Consider the following 14,697-nt stretch of genomic DNA (forward strand, 5'->3'; position numbering starts at 1 on the left):
AACGCTGCGTGCCCCGTGCGGGACACGGAAGGGATGCGGGCGCGGCCATCGTTGATCATCGGTGTGTGAAGACTGAAGATCATGCGGTGGCCGCGAGTCACAGCGTAGACCCTGCCCGCCGGCAGGAGGCGTTCGAGGTCCTGATGTCCCGGATGGCGGGCCGGTTCGCGCGGGTTGAACCCCGGCGCCGGGAACTCGACCGGTGTGCATGTGCTGGCCGACCCCGGCCTGGACCTGACCGATCCCGAGCAACGCCACGGGCAGGTGAGAAGCCGGCTGATCCAGACCACTCTGGACTCCGGACTGCTGGGTATGGAGCAGCGTTTACGCGATCGTCCTCGCCCAACCGCCGCTGGGTGATCTCCGTCCCGCACGCGCGAGGCCGCACGAGACATGCCTGCGGCGGCCTGCGCGGACCGCCTTATGCCGAACGTCCGGGGAGGGCGGGCCACCCAGACAACTGCCCACTCCCTGCTGCGGGTCTTGGTGCCGTTCACCAGCGCCGCCGGGCGCCTGGTCGACGGTGAACAGACGCGGCCGGAACGGACCTGTCCCTCCTGTGGCCGCGTCGGCCCGCTCCAGGTGGGCGAGCTGCTGCCGAACGACACGCTCACCCGCTGCGGCGCACACGCCGGTGCCGGTATCGCTGGAAGGCCCGGGCAGCGCCACGGTGGTCATCCGTCCACGCTGCTACACCGTCCAGCCCGGCCCTGCGGCATTACCCCTGTGGGGATCAGCTCGGCGGGGCCTCGTTGACGGTCATGCTGCCGCCGACGTTGTAGACGCGAGCGCCGGGACCGCTGTTGATCTGGATGCCGATCGGCGAGCCCGGTGCAGGCGAGGGAGGGGCGGCGGGACTGGGACCGGTGGTGGAATCGGGGTGTTGGGGCTGCTCGTTATCAACAGATTCGGCTGTTCCATTGTCGAAATCCCCGTAGCTGCGCGAGACCCCCGGTCAAACCGTTCGAGGACGGCAGGCTACGGGCTGCCCGGTTCGCAGCGATTCGTAAGCGCAGGCGACGATCTCCACCGCGCGCAGTCCGTCGACACCGGTGGCCGAGACCTGCGTCCGGGTGCGCACGGACGCGACAAAGTTTTCGATCATCGCCCTATAGCTTCCTTCGGAAGCGTCCAGCCACGAGACCTTCTGGGTGGCATCGTCATAGGACGTCACTCGCTCCGCATAGGCGTCGACGTCCACCACGCCCCTGGTCGCCACGAGCCGCAGGCCGAGTCCGCCCCACGCAGGGAAGGCCATCGGGCGGTTCCAGCTGAAGTCAATGGTGGCCACTACTCCACTCGTGAAAGTGAGCATGACAAGACCGCTCGTCTCCACTGCGATGTCGGGTCCGCCGACCAGGTCGTTGGCCTGCGCGTACACCTCCGCCACCTCGTCGGCCAGGATGAACCGCAACGCGTCCGCGACGTGTACCGTGTGGTCGACCAGGGCGCCGCCGCCTGCGAGTTCCGGGTCGACGAACCAGTTGCGCCGGTGTCGTGGCAGTTGGCCCTGGTTGACTCCTTCGCAGCCGCGGATCGTGCCGACGGCGCCCGATTCCAGCAGCGTTCGCAGCTCGTGGATCGGGGCGCTGTAGCGCATCGGGAAGGCCGTCATCAGCGGGACATCGTGCTCGCGACAGGTTCGCACCATCGCCACCGCGTCGTCCACATCGGTGGCCAATGGCTTCTCGCAGAGGATCTGCACTCCCGCGCGTGCCGCAAGCTCGACGTGTCCTCGATGCCGCGTGTTCTCCGAACATACGATCACTGCATCAAGGTCGGCCGCCAACAACTCGTCGTAGGTCTCGTACGTACGCAGGCCGTGCGCCTTCGCCGCTTCATCTGCTCGCCGGGCGTCGTCGTCGGCGAGCCCGACGAGTTCCACGCCGGGCAACGACTGCAGCAGCTGGCAGTACATGGGCGCGTGCACGTGAGCGTAGGTCATCAATCCGATGCGGACGGGGTTCACGATGCGGCTTCCTCCAGTGACACGGCGCGCCCGGTGCGCGCAGACTCCCGCGCTGCCTCGATCGTGCGCACGGTGGCGATGCTGTCCTGTACTGATGTCCTGGCCGGCGTCCCGGTTCGAATGCCGGCGAGGAAGTCGCGCAGTTGCGCGGTGAACGGATCGTCGCCCAGCACGACCTGGCCGGACCGACCCGGCAGGCCGGCCCCCGTCGCAGGTGTCTCCTGCCGGAGCGACACCGTGAGCGTCTGTGCCGAGTCCGAGTCGTATGCCAGCATGCCCGACGTCCCTGCCACTTCGATGCGGGTGCGGAACCGTGCTGCCGGTTGCGCCCAGGAGGCGCTCAGATGCGAAAGTGAGCCGGAGGCGTGGGTGAGGACCGCGTACGCGTGATCGTCGACAAGGTCCGACATGACGCGCAGCGTCTTCGTGTAAACCCGGACCACTGGCCCGGCCAACCAGGACGCGAAGTCGATGTCGTGCGACATCAGATCGGCAATGATGCCGCCGGATCGCGCCTCGTCGAAAATCCAGGCGCCCGCCGGCCGCTCCGGAAGCGCGCTTTCGCGAGCCAGGCGGACGAGCGCGACGTCGCCGACCTTGCCTTGGGCGACAGCGCTGCGAACCGTGTGGTATTCGGGGTAGTAGCGGACGACATGGCCGATGTAGAGCCCCACTCCGGCCTCCGCGCACGCAGCGGCGATCGCTTCAGCGTCGGTGACCGTGAGCGCCAGCGGCTTCTCGCACACCACGTGTCTACCGCGTGCAGCGGCAGCCAACGCGAACGGCTGATGCAGGTCTGTGGGCAGGCAGATGTCGACGATGTCGACGCTGTCAAGCAGATCATCGAAGTCGTCGCAGCGGGTCGCACCGCTCATTGCCGCTACGGCGTCGGCGCCGGACCGCCCCCAGATTCGCAGGTCGACATCCAGCCGGGCCCAGGCCTGGGCGTGCACCTGACCGATGAAGCCGGTACCGACAACGCCCACCCGAGGCCGGCGGTCGGCCCAGTCGCGTTGTCGTACCCGTGGTGTGCGCGCTTGTGTCATGTCCTCTGTCTCGTCTCGCTGTATTGCTCGTGCTGATTACTGGTTCTTGCGCACCCTGGACAGGAACGCCTTCGTCCGTTCGTGCTGCGGGTTACCGAACAGCTCGTTCGGCGAACCCGATTCGACGATCCGGCCGTCGTCCATGAAGAACGCCGAGTCGGCGACCTGCGTGGCAAAGCCCATCTCGTGGGTGACGACCAGCATCGTCATGCCGTCGGTCGCGAGGTCGCGCATCACGTCCAGCACCTCGCCCACAAGTTCCGGATCCAGCGCCGAGGTGGGTTCGTCGAACAGCATCAGCTTGGGCTGCATCGCCAGGGCCCTTGCGATGGCCACACGTTGCTGCTCACCACCGGACAGCTGCGCCGGCCGGTTCGCCGCCTTGCGGCCCAGGCCGACCCGGTCGAGCAGGGCGGCTGCCCGCACCTTCGCTTCGGCGCGGCCCATTCGCTTGAGCAGCACGGGGGCATGCATGATGTTCTCGAGCGCGGTCATATGGGCGAACAGGTTGAAACGCTGAAAGACCATCCCGACGTCCTGTCGCTGCCGGGTGACCTCGACGGGTCTGCGCTCGATCAGCCGCCGCCCCACCTGCCGGTAGCCAACCAGCTCGCCGTTGGCCCATAGCCTGCCGCCGTCGATGCGCTCGAGGCGGTTGACGCAACGCAGGAACGTGGACTTGCCGGACCCGGACGGCCCGACCAGCACGGCCACCTCACCCTGGTGGACTTCAAGGGTGATGTCCTTCAGCACGGCTGTCCGGCCGAAGTGTTTGGACACCTTCTCGGCTCGGATGACCGGTCCGCTGCCGTTCTCGTTCAGGCCGCTCATGCTGGGCCTCCTTCACTTACGAAGAGCCTGCGGAGCAGCCCCGGGCGGGCGGGGGCGACCCCGGCCTTGCCGTAGCGTCGTTCGAGGAAGTGCTGGCCCACGCTCAGCACGCTGACCAGGGCGAGGTACCAGATCGCGGCCACCGCGAGAAGCGGCATGACCTTGAAGTTGTTTGAGTAGATGCTCTGCACCGCCGTCAGCAGCTCCTGGCCGCCGACGATCGCCACCAGTGAGGTGGCCTTGAGCATGCTGATCGTCTGATTGCCCAGCGGCGGCACGATGACCCGCATCGCCTGCGGGAGAACGATCGTGCGCATGGCCTGGCGGCCGCTCAGGCCGAGCGCCGCGGCGGCCTCGCTCTGCCCCACGTCGACAGAGATCAGGCCGGCCCGGACGATCTCGGCGTTGTAGGCGGCCTCGTTCAGGGTGAGCGCGATGATCGCGGCGACGGTCGCCGGGATCAGCACGCTCGTAACCTGCTCGTAGAAGGTGATGTCGGTGAACGGGATGCCGATGACCACCCGTGGGTACAAGGCCCCGAGGAATCCCCAGAAGATGATCTGGACGAGCAGCGGCGTACCTCGGAAGAACCAGATGTACAGCCAGGCGACGCCACTGAGCACCCGGTTCTCCGACAGCCGCATCACCGCGAGCAGTACCGACAGGGCCACGCCCAACACCATCGAGACGACGGTCAGCATCAAGGTGACCCCGACGCCCTTGATGATGTAGGGCTCGAACAGATAGTGCCCGATGGTCGCGACGTCCAGGTTGGGGTTCGTGAACAGCGACCAGATGACCAGGCCAAGAGCCACGAGGACCACGAGGCCGGACAGGTACCGCCATGGATGGCGTAGCGGCACGACGACGAACTCATCTGTTCGAGTCGTGACCTCGCTTCTACTGCTCAGTGGGGCGCGGGGCGCTGCCCCTCGGGATTCCGTCATGAGTGCATCTCCTACGATGGTCGGCGGTCCGCCGGTGGCGAACGCGATGGCCCGTCGAACCGCCGATGGTCGCGTCGGTGTGGGCTAGTTGATCGCGCCGTTGATCACGGCCGAAGTCACGCCGATCGACGCCAGGTCCCACTTGCTGTAGATGCGGCCGTAAGTGCCGTCGTCGAGCAACGACTGCAACGCGGCCTGGATGGCCTTCGCCAAGTCTTCATTCGCGTTCAAGACGCCGATGCCGTTCGGGTTCGCCTTGTAGCCGTTCGGCTCGGCGGGGTCTTCCACCGCGGTGAGCTTGTCCGGCTGGCTCTTCGCGATCATGATCGCGTTGACCTTCGCGGTGAAGTACACCTCAGTGGCCTGGGAAAGCAGGGCCTGCAAGCCCGCCGCCTCGTCCGGGTACCCAATGATCTTCATCGGACGGGCGCCGCAGGAAGCCTTGCTGTAGTCCTCGAGGAGCGTCTGCAGCGTGGTCGATCTTACTGCGGCGACCTTCACACCACACAGGTCCGCGAGCGTCTTGATCTGGCTGTTCCCGTGCCGCGCCAGCGCGGCGGCGCCTGTCTTCGAGTAGTCGACGAAGGTGACGGCCTCCTGCCGCGCCTTGAGGTCCGCGATGCCCGTGACAACGTTGTGGCTGCCGGCCTGCAGTCCGGGGATCAGGCTGTCGAACGGCTGCGCCTTGTACGAGGCGACAGTGCCGAGCCGCGCTGCGATAGCCTGCGTAAGATCGTAATCGAGGCCCTTGAACTTGTCGGTGACCCCGGGTTCACTGAAGTCGATGAACGGCGGATGGGGGATGTTCGCGGCGATGACCAGGCCGTCCTTGGCGAACCGATCGGGCAACAGCGCAGCAGCCTTGTCATCCTTGGCCACCGGGCCCACGCCCTCGATCGTCACCGCGGCAGGCGTCGGCGCGTTCCCCGATTGGTCGTTGCCGGACGAGCCGCAGCCGGCGAGCGTGACGACCGCCGCCGTGAGAAGGGCGATCCGGCGAAGTGCTCGCGGCGGGCGGACAGCGGCGGTTGATGCCGAAGCAGGCGAACCGAGGCGTCTTGGGATGGCAGACATGGTGGATCCTTACTGGTCCGGGGCTCCGGCGCGTCGACTCACTGAGCCGGGGTGATGTATTTTGTTCTCGTGAGAACTTTATCTGGGCCAGACCGTAGCGGAGGATCCAGCACGTTGGCAATGCCCACGACCACACCAACGGCCAGTGGCCGGCTGCTGCAGGCACTGCATGCCGGAGGCCCGATGAGCAGGGCCGAGGCAACCGCTGCGGCGCACCTCGCGCGCAGCGCCGCCGGGGCGGCAGCCGAGGAGCTGCGGACTCTAGGGCTGCTCGAGATCAACGAATCCCGCGCCGAGGCAGGCCGCCTCGGCCGGCCGTCCCCCGGTTTGAGCCTGCGCCCAGGTAGCGCCACCGTCCTGGCCGGGGCACTGCATCCGGACGCCGTCGAGTTGGCGATCGTCGACCTGAATCGAACGATCATGCACCGCGAAACCATCGACCTCGCGATACCCGCCCTTCCACCCGACCAGGCCATACCCGCAGTAGCCCGCCACCTCAACGCGCTACTGGGCAGCTCCGCTGCCGCCAAGTGCACCGCGATCGGCATCTCGCTGCCCGGCATGATCAGCGATTCCGATGGCATCGCGCGCGCCGTGCTCCCGCTGGCATGGCGAGAAGTTCCGGTAGGCGAACTGCTCGCCGCCCGCTTGCGCACCGACCTGCCGATCCACCTCGGTCACGACGCCACCTTCGGCGCCCTGGCAGAGTTCCGTGCCGGCGCCGGACGCGGCGCGCATCGAATGCTCTTCCTCACCTCGCAACAAGTCGGGGTCGGCAGCGCGTTGATCACCTCGGCACACCTGGGCGGACACCTTGGGCACACCCTGCAGGCCGGCCACCTCATCGTGGACCCGACCGGCCCGGCGTGCAGCTGCGGCTCCCACGGCTGCCTTGAGCTGTTCGTCGACGGCAGAGCGATCGCCGCCGCACTCCGCCTGCCTCCCACAACCTCGGCCGCTGAGCTGCACCGTGCGCTCCAGTCGGGGATCCTGGAAGATCGTCCGGCACGACCCCTCGCCGAAGTACTAGATGCTCTATCGGTCGGGCTGATCAGCCTCGTCAACACCCTCGGGCCAGACCGTGTGGTCCTCGCGGGGCTGCTGGCTCCGCTCGCTCGAGCATGGCGCCGGCAGCTGGAGGAGGCGCTGGGCCGTTCCGTAGTCGCCCAAGTCGAGCCAGTCAGTCTGCGCGTCGCAACACTGGATGACGCGGTATTGCTTGGAGTTGCAGAGCGGGCATTCACCCCCTTAATGCATGATCCAGTACGCACACTGTCCCAAGGCTAAAAAGGGGTCCCCCTGACAACGGGCACAATTGTGCATCCCGGGTTCTGCGGCGCGAAGCGGGAATGCGCCGACGGTGTCGCGCCACGACGCGCCACCAGCCATCTTGCCCGCCGCGCCGGCACACCCGCGATCCTGGCTTGTGTCCTGGCCGACGGAGGAATCGGCGAAGTCATTCGCCTGCGCCCGTGGCCCGACCACGGTTGCCTTCTGTGCCGGCGTCAGGCGCTCGCCGACGAGGGCACCCTTGATCCCGGACCAGTGCTCGAAGCCGGTTACGGCATGGGAACGCTGCTCCTGACCATCGACGACCTCGCCGGAGGTCTCATCGATCCTGCTCGACTGCCGCGGCGCGGAGCGCTTGCTCTCAGCGGCCGAAGATGGGCGATGAGCGGCGTTCCGGCAGGTCGGCAGCTTTCGAGGACGGCCTGTCCCGAAGGTCGTAGCTGGCTGAGCTTCCACACCCCGCTACTTGAGCCCTGCCGTACGACCCGCTCCGCGCTCTGCCGACACCTCGGGCACCCGGATCCCGGCGCTCTGGAGGAGAACGATGACGCCTGACCCTCTCGTGACGATGATCGCCAAATCGATGATCGACGCGCAAACCACGGCTGATGTCCCGTACCCGCTGCGCGCCCACCAGGACGCCCCTCGAGTGGCCGCGGACCTGCGCGCCGCAGGGATGGTAACCGGCAGCTCATCGGCGACCGACGCCCCGTCCCGTACGGCCGCCTTCGCCGCGCCGTACGGAGTGATCGCGTCAGGAGACGCACGTCTCGTCGTAGCCGCTCGCCGCACCGGAGAACACCGCGTCGCCGGACACCTGAACCAAGCGGCCATCAGCAGCCGAGACCGCCGGCGCCACGTTCACCGCTCACGTCGCGGTGGTCGCCCAATCCGCCTGCCTGTACGCGGCGTTGACGACCGCATCTGGCCGGACCTCACCCACCAGCGCGTCTACGTCGGCTCGTCGGCGCACATCGAGGGGCAACCACTCAACCCCCCTACGGTCTTGTCCTGATCGCGTCAGGGAGGTCGCGGCCACCTCATGCTCGCCCTCCAAGCCCGCAGTGCCACCGGACGTTTCACGTCCCACGTCGGCACAGCTGCTGGAGATGGGCGTTCTCGCCATAAACAGCGGAAAGCCGACTCAGGAGAGGAATACCTGTTCCGCGTCTCCGACGGGCCACGGCGCGCAGTTGTCGCAGATAGATTGTCGGTGGCCCGCATGTCACATTTGCCCGGCTCGGAAGGGCCCGTCGATCGGGAGGCTTCTTGAGGCAGCGGCCTTTCCTCGCGGCCCGCATCGACCAATGGTCACGGCGACATCCCAGGCGTCTGGACGTGGCGCTGGCCGCTCTGCTCTGGCTGGTGTTCGGCCTCTGGAGCGCGTGGGCGGGCCCACCGGCCTTCCTCCTGGCCACCGCGGCCATCCTCCCGCTCGCCGTTCGGCGGCGGCATCCAGTCGCCGTCCTCGTCTGGACGGCCGTGCTCTTCGGCATCCAGCTCGTGTTCATCGACGAGCCGTTGCCGGCGAACATCCCGCAGGGGATCGTGATCTACTCTGTCGCCGCGCATGTCGCGTCGCTCACGATCCGCCTGCTCGGCCTGGGCGCCGCGCTCGCCGGCGCCGTGCTGGCCGCCCTTCGCTGGAGCACCCCGCCGGACTACATGGCGAACGTGATCGAGACATCGGTGTTCCTGGCTGCCCTGTCCGTCCTTGTCTGGGTCAACGGCAATCTCGTCCGCGGTCGTCAGGCCAACGTGCGCGCGCTGCACGAGGCGAACACCCGGTTGGAGGAGAGCCGGTTGCAACGCGAGCGGTTCGCGGCACAACAACGGCGCATCGCCGCGGCACAGGAGATTCATGACATCGTGGCCCACTCGCTCACCGTGGTGATCGTGCAGGCCGACGGCGCCGAGTACGCCGCCCGGCATGCCGAGCCGTGGGACCGTGCGGACGCCGCGGACGCCGTCGCGACCATCGGGCGTACCGCGCGATCGGCGCTCACCGAGGTACGCGGCGTCATCGAGGTGCTCCGCGACCCCGACACCGGCCCGGACGAGCCAGGCGGGGGCCGGCCGGCACAGGCGGGGTCGGCCGAGATGCTTCAGCTGGTGGAGTCGGTGCGGGCGGCGGGACTCCTGGTCGACGTGGAAGCCGAGCGGGCCGTGCTCGACAGCGTCCCTTCCGCGGTACGATCCGCTGTGCTCCGTGTCGTTCAAGAGTCCCTGACCAACGTGCTCAAGCACGCGGGCCCGCATGCCACGGCCCGTGTGACCCTCCGGCGGGCGGGGCCGGGGATCACGATACGCGTCGAGGACGACGGCGTCGGCGCCCGGCAGGCCGGACGGCCTCAGCCGCCCGCGACTTCCTACGGGCTCGTCGGGATGGCCGAGCGCCTGAGGGAACTCGGCGGTGTGCTGGAGACCGGCTCCCCCACAGGCGGAGGCTTCGTGGTCGAGGCCGCGATCCCGATCACCGTGGCCACGGGTCCGGCTCGTCCCATCCCCTGGGGCGCCGCACCGGACGGAAGGGAAGGAGGCGGCCGATGACGAGCGGTGACCGGCCCATCCGCGTCTTCCTCGTCGACGACCAGGAACTGGTGCGGGCCGGGTTCGCGATGATTCTGGACGCCACGGCGGATCTGCGGGTCGTAGGCTCGGCCGGCGACGGACAGACGGCACTCGATGCCTTGCGGCGGCCCGAGCACAGCGCCGACGTCGTGTTGATGGACATACGCATGCCGGGTCTGGACGGCGTGGAGACCACCCGGCGGCTGCTCGCCGCTCCCGCCCCTCCGCGCGTCGTCATGCTGACGACGTTCGACGACCACGACCTTCTCATCGCCGCGTTGCGCGCCGGCGCGAGCGGGTTCCTGGTCAAGGACGCCGGTCCGGCGGACCTGCTCGCGGCGATCCGGGCAGCGGCCGCCGGCGAGGCCCCCGTCGCGCCGAGGCTCGTCCGCCGCCTGATCGACTCGTTCGTCCTCGCGCCGCCCGCGGCCGGCGCTGATTGCCGGCCTGCCGATTCCTCCCGGCTCGGCCGCCTCACCGCCCGCGAACGTGAGATCCTCGCGGCGGTCGGGCTCGGCCTGAGCAACTCCGAGATCGCCGCGCGGCTTCAGGTGGCCGAGTCGACCGTCAAGACGCATCTCGGCTCGGTGCTGCGCAAACTCGAGCTACGCGACCGCGTCCAGGCGGTCATCTTCGCCCGGACACAGGGACTGGCCGATGTCTCCCAGGGGATCGACTGATCCCGATCGCCAGAACGCAGGCCGCCGTACCGATGAGGACGAACAGCCCGGTGTCACCGGCCAGGTACTCCCGCGCCACCACGGGCTGCTCGGACGAGATCGCGTGCTCCAGCAGCAGGGCGAAGGTGGCGTTGTGCGCGAAGTGGGCCAGTACGGCCGGCCAGACGCTGCCCGACATGATCCTCAGATAGCCGAACAGGAACGAGAACGCGATCACCGAGCCGCTGAACAGCACGAGCACCAGGCCGCGGTTCCCTTCGCCGTGGTAGTAGGGCGTGAGCAGGATGTAGGGCAGATGCCAGGCGATCCACACCAGGCCGATGACGAGCATCGCCCACCGTTCGCCCAGGTGAGCCAGCCGCGGCTGCAGATAGCCTCGCCAGCCGATCTCCTCGGCGAACGCCAGGACCGGGCCCGTGACGCACATGACGAGCGCCGACTGCAGCCACTCGCCCTGCACCGACCATCGGGCGTAGCCGAACACGACGGCGCCCTCGGTCGCCAGCAGGCACACACCAGCGGTGGTGGCCGCTGCCAGCGGCCACCACCGCAGACCTGGTCGCCCCATTCCCAGCCGTCGCCACCCCTCGCGCGAGTATCCCTCCCGCGTGAGGACGAGCAGCATCACCAGTACGGCGAGCAACGGCGAGAAGGCGAGAACGAGTCCTTCGGCGACGCCGGCCGTGGTCAGCGCGATCGCCAGGGTCAGCACGATGAACACGATCGACGCAGCGCGATCGGACAATCTTTCAAACATGGGCAGATGGCCTTCTTTCGAGCCTTCGAGGACAGGAGGCTCAGCGTGCCGGAACCTCTCCTTCCTGCCATCCACCCACAAACCGAACATCGGCCCTCTACACCCCGCGCACTTCCCTCCTGGGGACTAGGACCGCAGTCGCAGGTTCTGCCATCCCCCTTGAGGACCTCGGCCGGGCCGCCGGCGCCCCCAACGCAGACCCCGCCGGGGCTCGGCCGCACGATCCGCCCAGCCACGGCTCCGGCTCCTCCGTTCACCGACGCCGTGGTGGCAGCTGCGGCACAATCGCCTGAGTCATGGCGGAATGGACGTCCCGTGCCCTACACCAAGATTCCAGGCGCGACCACCCGGCCGCGCGCGCCCTGCGACGTGGAGTGGATGCCTCGCCACCTGTTCGAGCCGGGCGCCCAGGAAGCCGTCGTACCAAGCGGCTTGCAGCCGACCGAACCACCCACCGACCTTGTCGGGGTTCTTGAAGAGATACGCCAGGCCGGAGACGAGGCCCGCGCCTCCCGTGCCTTGGATGATCAGTTCGAGCGTGAGTGGCGAGTTCACCCAGCGGCTCGTGGAGGAGATCGTGTCCGGTCATGGACGTCTGGACGTGCTGGTGACCAGCGCCGGCGTCCAGGCCCGCGGCGAGATCACGGACCTGGACGTGTCCGCCCTGCGCAGCGGTCTGGAGACGAACGTCGTCGGCACCTTCCTGGCCTGCCAGGCGGTCGTGCCGGTGATGCGCGCCGCGGGGTACGGCCGCATCGTGACCCTGGCCAGCGCGCTCGGGCTCGTCGGCGCGGCCGCCCGGTCCGCCTACGCGGCGAGCAAGGGGGCGGTCGTCCAGCTCACCCGCAGCCTGGCCGTGGAACTCGCCCCGTACGGGATCAACGTCAACGCCCTCGCCCCCGGTCCCTTCCGTACGCCGCTCAACACGAACGCCGACGACGACCCGCAGGTGCGGCGGTTCCTGCACCATGAAGTGCCACTCTCGGCGAGCACCCCGGCCGCGCTGCCTGCCGCCGAGTAGCCGCCGGCGCTGTCCGGTCGCGGCCGCAGGTCGGCGCGACGCGCGGGTGCCGCCGTGGCAGCCGGCGAAGCTGGCCGCCCGTCTGCAGGCGGCCAGCGCCTCCGGCCGGCCGGTACTGCTGCGTGTTGAGGAGCACGGCGGTCACGGCGCCGGCTCGACCCGCGAGCAGGAACATGCCCTGCTCGCTGATGTGCCGGCCTTCCTGTTGCACGCTTTCGAGGCGTCACGATGAGTACGACCGAGCAGCGGGCCCTTCGTCATGTCGCGTCGCTGTCGCCCGGCGGGCCGCTCGATCCCGGCCTGCGGATGACGCCCCCCGAAGTGACCGCATGGTGCCGCCGTGCCGTCGCTGAGTACCTCGTGCCTGCCCCCGAATTTGAGCCCCCAGCCTCCTCGAATGCCCGGTCTTCTGCGGGCTGATGCCCCCGCGAGGTCAGGCGTCCACCAGGAAATCGCGGTAGCAGCTGTACACGCTGGCGTCGTCGTCGCGCGAGCGCAGGATGAACTCCCACAGCTCCCGGTGCACCTCCCCGACGGCGGCCTGGTGCACCACGCCGTTGAGGAAGCTGATGTGGCGGCGGATGTTCTCGTCGAAGCTGAGCGCGGCGGTCCGGAAGTCGTCGTCCCCGAGGTCCTCGGAGAAACCGCTGCCTTCCAGCTCCGGGCGTACATGGCCGACCACCAGCGACAGGAAGTCGTCGAAGGACGTGCCGTCCGGGTCGCCGTCGAGCAGTTGCACGGCGCGTTGAGCGCGTCCTTGCCAGGACATGGTCGTTCTCCTCTGATAGGTCCGATGGAGTCGGAAGGCTGCGAGACTTCGCGTGGGCGTGGGCGTGGGCGTGGGCTTGCGGCTGAGGTGTACGCGTGTCGGTGACTGTCCCGCACGCGCCGAGCGAGGCCGCTCGGTGGAGCCGGCGTGGGGCACGTCGAGTCACGGTCGGCTCACGTGTCATGCCGGCGGCTGGCCGGTGGTGATGAGGCCCGCCGCGAGCATCTCCTCGCGGAGCTGGACCAGCGGGGGGATCACGGACAGGTCCTGCGGCTGCCTGTGCGCAACGGGCGGCGCGGCGGTGAGCAGACCGGCTGCGACCATTTCACCGGCGAGCTCGTCCAGCGGCGATTGCAGCGCGGCGCCGGTGAGCGCCGGCGCCAGGGCGCAGATCGCGTCTGGCATTCCGGCTCCGGTGCGACCCGGATCGCCGAGATTCAGCGGGGTGCAACTCGATTTGATGATCTGGAAGAGGCGCTCCACCCGGCGGGCGTCCCTGGCCGCGAACGCGCGCTGGAACTCGCTGTGGTGGGATAGGAGGAGCGCGGCAAGACCCGTGACGTGGGGGGCGGCCATGGAGGTGCCGTCCCAGGCCGCGTAGGTGGCCGGCGGAATCGTCGACAGGATCGCCACGCCTGGCGCGCAGACGTCGACCGTCCGGGGTGCACGGCCGCCGGAGCGGGTGGGACTTGAACCCACGACCCACGGATCATGAGTCCGATGCTCTCGACTCCTCCGCCGGGCCGCCGGCTTCCGGGGTTTCTGGCGCCATGGTCACCGCGAAAGGCCTCGTGGTGTCTCAGGCACGGGCGACTTGTCCCTCGCCAGTCGGCCGTCATCTGCCCGGGAAAAGGAGGCTTTCCAGCGCCCGCGGCAGTGGATACACCCGCTCAGCGGGAAATAGCCGCTGGGCTTTGGCAGCGTGCCCGGCCTGGGTCAATACGGTGGCCTTGCGGACCTGGGGGGTGAGGTCGGTGAGGCTGACGATCCAGTCGTCGGTGAATGTGCGGATCACATTGCGGCCGATGCCGACCTGGATGCTGTAGTGGTTCAGTGCCGCTCCGCGCAACGAGCGTTCCGGGTCCCACTGGACATGGACGGCTGCCTTGGTGACAGCTGCCGGATCCGCGGTCGTGAGCACGGCCTGGGACAGAGCTTCCTCCCAGCCCCGCCGGGTCATCCGCACTGCGAGAACGCGCTCTTGACCGGGTTTGCGGGCCCAATTGCTGCGATGCATGAGCCACAGGAACGAGGGCTTGATCCATGTCATCCTGTGGAATGAGAACGGCGCAACGAAGCGGCCCGCTCGCAGCGCCGCGTCGGCTATGGCCGGCGCGTATGCCTGGTAGACCACGATCGTGTCAGCGTCGTAGTCGGCGCGGATCTGGTACTGAGGTGCCATGCGTTGCACCCTGCCATCGGGTGCACTCGCATCGCGAAGCCTTTTCCTCCGCCCTCGGCCTAGGCGAATGTGCTGGTCAAAGTCACTCGTTGATGGCCGCTACGAGGGGTGCCGGTACGAATCGTGTCATGAGCCCCGGTGCGCCACGAGGCGCTGAATGTCCGTACGGAGGTGAAAGACCTCGTTGTCCCTGCCGTCGTAGCGGTGGGATGAAAGCTGGAGGCAGCCTGAGCCGAGGATCGCCGGGGAGGGCGGGAGCAGCCTCGACAAAGTCGTGACGGCCCAGTACTACCGGATGGGCCGGGCGCGGTGAGCGAGACGGGAAGGTATACGCGAGGAA

The 14,697-nt window shown here is 68.4% G+C and carries 15 protein-coding genes; 6 read left to right on the top strand and 9 right to left on the bottom strand.

What is annotated here, in order from left to right:
- Window positions 1-955: 955 nt before the first annotated feature.
- From IEZ27_RS35840 to IEZ27_RS35860, 5 genes are all read right to left on the bottom strand, one after another.
- A complete protein-coding gene (locus IEZ27_RS35840) occupies window positions 956-1,969 on the bottom strand; it encodes a Gfo/Idh/MocA family protein (protein ID WP_189651316.1) in 1,014 nt (337 codons plus the stop codon).
- The gene (locus IEZ27_RS35845) at window positions 1,966-3,015 is read right to left on the bottom strand and encodes a Gfo/Idh/MocA family protein (RefSeq protein ID WP_189651317.1); all 1,050 of its coding nucleotides are present in this window, start codon (window positions 3,013-3,015) and stop codon (window positions 1,966-1,968) included. Before IEZ27_RS35845 ends, IEZ27_RS35840 begins: the two co-directional genes overlap by 4 nt.
- Before the next feature lie 36 nt (window positions 3,016-3,051).
- Window positions 3,052-3,846 (bottom strand): amino acid ABC transporter ATP-binding protein, encoded by a 795-nt coding sequence (locus IEZ27_RS35850; protein WP_189651318.1) that lies wholly within the window; start codon window positions 3,844-3,846, stop codon window positions 3,052-3,054.
- On the bottom strand, window positions 3,843-4,709 hold the full coding sequence (locus IEZ27_RS35855) for an amino acid ABC transporter permease (RefSeq protein WP_229824649.1): 867 nt from the start codon (window positions 4,707-4,709) through the stop codon (window positions 3,843-3,845). Before IEZ27_RS35855 ends, IEZ27_RS35850 begins: the two co-directional genes overlap by 4 nt.
- 168 nt (window positions 4,710-4,877) lie before the next feature.
- Window positions 4,878-5,867, bottom strand: a complete 990-nt coding sequence (locus tag IEZ27_RS35860) for a transporter substrate-binding domain-containing protein (protein WP_189651320.1) — start codon at window positions 5,865-5,867, stop codon at window positions 4,878-4,880.
- 183 nt (window positions 5,868-6,050) lie between these two features.
- Between IEZ27_RS35860 and IEZ27_RS35865 the strand changes: the two genes are divergently transcribed.
- The 4 genes from IEZ27_RS35865 to IEZ27_RS35880 all read left to right on the top strand — a co-directional run bounded on the left by IEZ27_RS35865 (window position 6,051) and on the right by IEZ27_RS35880 (window position 10,408).
- Window positions 6,051-7,154 (top strand): ROK family protein, encoded by a 1,104-nt coding sequence (locus tag IEZ27_RS35865; RefSeq protein ID WP_189651321.1) that lies wholly within the window; start codon window positions 6,051-6,053, stop codon window positions 7,152-7,154.
- 547 nt (window positions 7,155-7,701) lie between these two features.
- Window positions 7,702-8,172, top strand: coding sequence for a hypothetical protein (locus IEZ27_RS35870; protein ID WP_189651322.1), 471 nt, complete (start codon window positions 7,702-7,704; stop codon window positions 8,170-8,172).
- Window positions 8,173-8,426: 254 nt separating this feature from the next.
- Complete coding sequence (locus IEZ27_RS35875; protein ID WP_189651323.1) at window positions 8,427-9,707, top strand: sensor histidine kinase; 1,281 nt, start codon at window positions 8,427-8,429, stop codon at window positions 9,705-9,707.
- Entirely contained in the window at window positions 9,704-10,408 is a 705-nt protein-coding gene (locus IEZ27_RS35880) for a response regulator (protein WP_189651324.1), read from the top strand. Before IEZ27_RS35875 ends, IEZ27_RS35880 begins: the two co-directional genes overlap by 4 nt.
- Here the strand turns inward: IEZ27_RS35880 and IEZ27_RS35885 are convergent.
- On the bottom strand, window positions 10,356-11,153 hold the full coding sequence (locus tag IEZ27_RS35885; protein WP_189651325.1) for a CPBP family intramembrane glutamic endopeptidase: 798 nt from the start codon (window positions 11,151-11,153) through the stop codon (window positions 10,356-10,358). The two genes, IEZ27_RS35880 and IEZ27_RS35885, sit on opposite strands and share 53 nt — an antisense overlap.
- A gap of 535 nt (window positions 11,154-11,688) precedes the next feature.
- On the opposite strand from IEZ27_RS35885, the gene IEZ27_RS35890 reads away from it, so the two are divergent.
- Together IEZ27_RS35890 and IEZ27_RS55365 are read left to right on the top strand one after the other, a co-directional pair.
- Window positions 11,689-12,186: an SDR family NAD(P)-dependent oxidoreductase gene (locus IEZ27_RS35890; RefSeq protein WP_189651326.1), complete on the top strand. Its 498-nt coding sequence runs from the start codon at window positions 11,689-11,691 to the stop codon at window positions 12,184-12,186.
- Window positions 12,134-12,418: a prolyl oligopeptidase family serine peptidase gene (locus tag IEZ27_RS55365; protein ID WP_189651327.1), complete on the top strand. Its 285-nt coding sequence runs from the start codon at window positions 12,134-12,136 to the stop codon at window positions 12,416-12,418. The genes IEZ27_RS35890 and IEZ27_RS55365 overlap by 53 nt, the downstream gene beginning before the upstream one ends.
- A gap of 201 nt (window positions 12,419-12,619) precedes the next feature.
- On the opposite strand, the gene IEZ27_RS35900 is transcribed toward IEZ27_RS55365, so the two are convergent.
- The 3 genes from IEZ27_RS35900 to IEZ27_RS35910 form a co-directional block, all read right to left on the bottom strand.
- Window positions 12,620-12,955: a hypothetical protein gene (locus IEZ27_RS35900; protein WP_189651328.1), complete on the bottom strand. Its 336-nt coding sequence runs from the start codon at window positions 12,953-12,955 to the stop codon at window positions 12,620-12,622.
- A gap of 180 nt (window positions 12,956-13,135) precedes the next feature.
- Complete coding sequence (locus tag IEZ27_RS35905) at window positions 13,136-13,654, bottom strand: S8 family serine peptidase (RefSeq protein ID WP_268246108.1); 519 nt, start codon at window positions 13,652-13,654, stop codon at window positions 13,136-13,138.
- 136 nt (window positions 13,655-13,790) lie between these two features.
- Window positions 13,791-14,357, bottom strand: a complete 567-nt coding sequence (locus IEZ27_RS35910; protein ID WP_189651330.1) for a DUF4291 domain-containing protein — start codon at window positions 14,355-14,357, stop codon at window positions 13,791-13,793.
- Between the last annotated feature and the right edge of the window lie 340 nt (window positions 14,358-14,697).

Origin of the sequence: Nonomuraea spiralis, from assembly GCF_014648435.1 — a bacterium.
GTDB classification, from domain to species: domain Bacteria; phylum Actinomycetota; class Actinomycetes; order Streptosporangiales; family Streptosporangiaceae; genus Nonomuraea; species Nonomuraea spiralis.

Excerpts from the sequence above, each read along its gene's own strand:
- IEZ27_RS35845 (WP_189651317.1), bottom strand. The coding sequence starts at position 3,015 with ATGACACAAGCGCGCACACCACGGGTACGACAACGCGACTGGGCCGAC.
- IEZ27_RS35850 (WP_189651318.1), bottom strand. The coding sequence starts at position 3,846 with ATGAGCGGCCTGAACGAGAACGGCAGCGGACCGGTCATCCGAGCCGAG.
- IEZ27_RS35880 (WP_189651324.1), top strand. The coding sequence starts at position 9,704 with ATGACGAGCGGTGACCGGCCCATCCGCGTCTTCCTCGTCGACGACCAG.
- IEZ27_RS35860 (WP_189651320.1), bottom strand. The coding sequence starts at position 5,867 with ATGTCTGCCATCCCAAGACGCCTCGGTTCGCCTGCTTCGGCATCAACC.
- IEZ27_RS35870 (WP_189651322.1), top strand. The coding sequence starts at position 7,702 with ATGACGCCTGACCCTCTCGTGACGATGATCGCCAAATCGATGATCGAC.
- IEZ27_RS35910 (WP_189651330.1), bottom strand. The coding sequence starts at position 14,357 with ATGGCACCTCAGTACCAGATCCGCGCCGACTACGACGCTGACACGATC.
- IEZ27_RS55365 (WP_189651327.1), top strand. The coding sequence starts at position 12,134 with ATGAAGTGCCACTCTCGGCGAGCACCCCGGCCGCGCTGCCTGCCGCCG.
- IEZ27_RS35865 (WP_189651321.1), top strand. The coding sequence starts at position 6,051 with ATGAGCAGGGCCGAGGCAACCGCTGCGGCGCACCTCGCGCGCAGCGCC.
- IEZ27_RS35890 (WP_189651326.1), top strand. The coding sequence starts at position 11,689 with ATGATCAGTTCGAGCGTGAGTGGCGAGTTCACCCAGCGGCTCGTGGAG.
- IEZ27_RS35900 (WP_189651328.1), bottom strand. The coding sequence starts at position 12,955 with ATGTCCTGGCAAGGACGCGCTCAACGCGCCGTGCAACTGCTCGACGGC.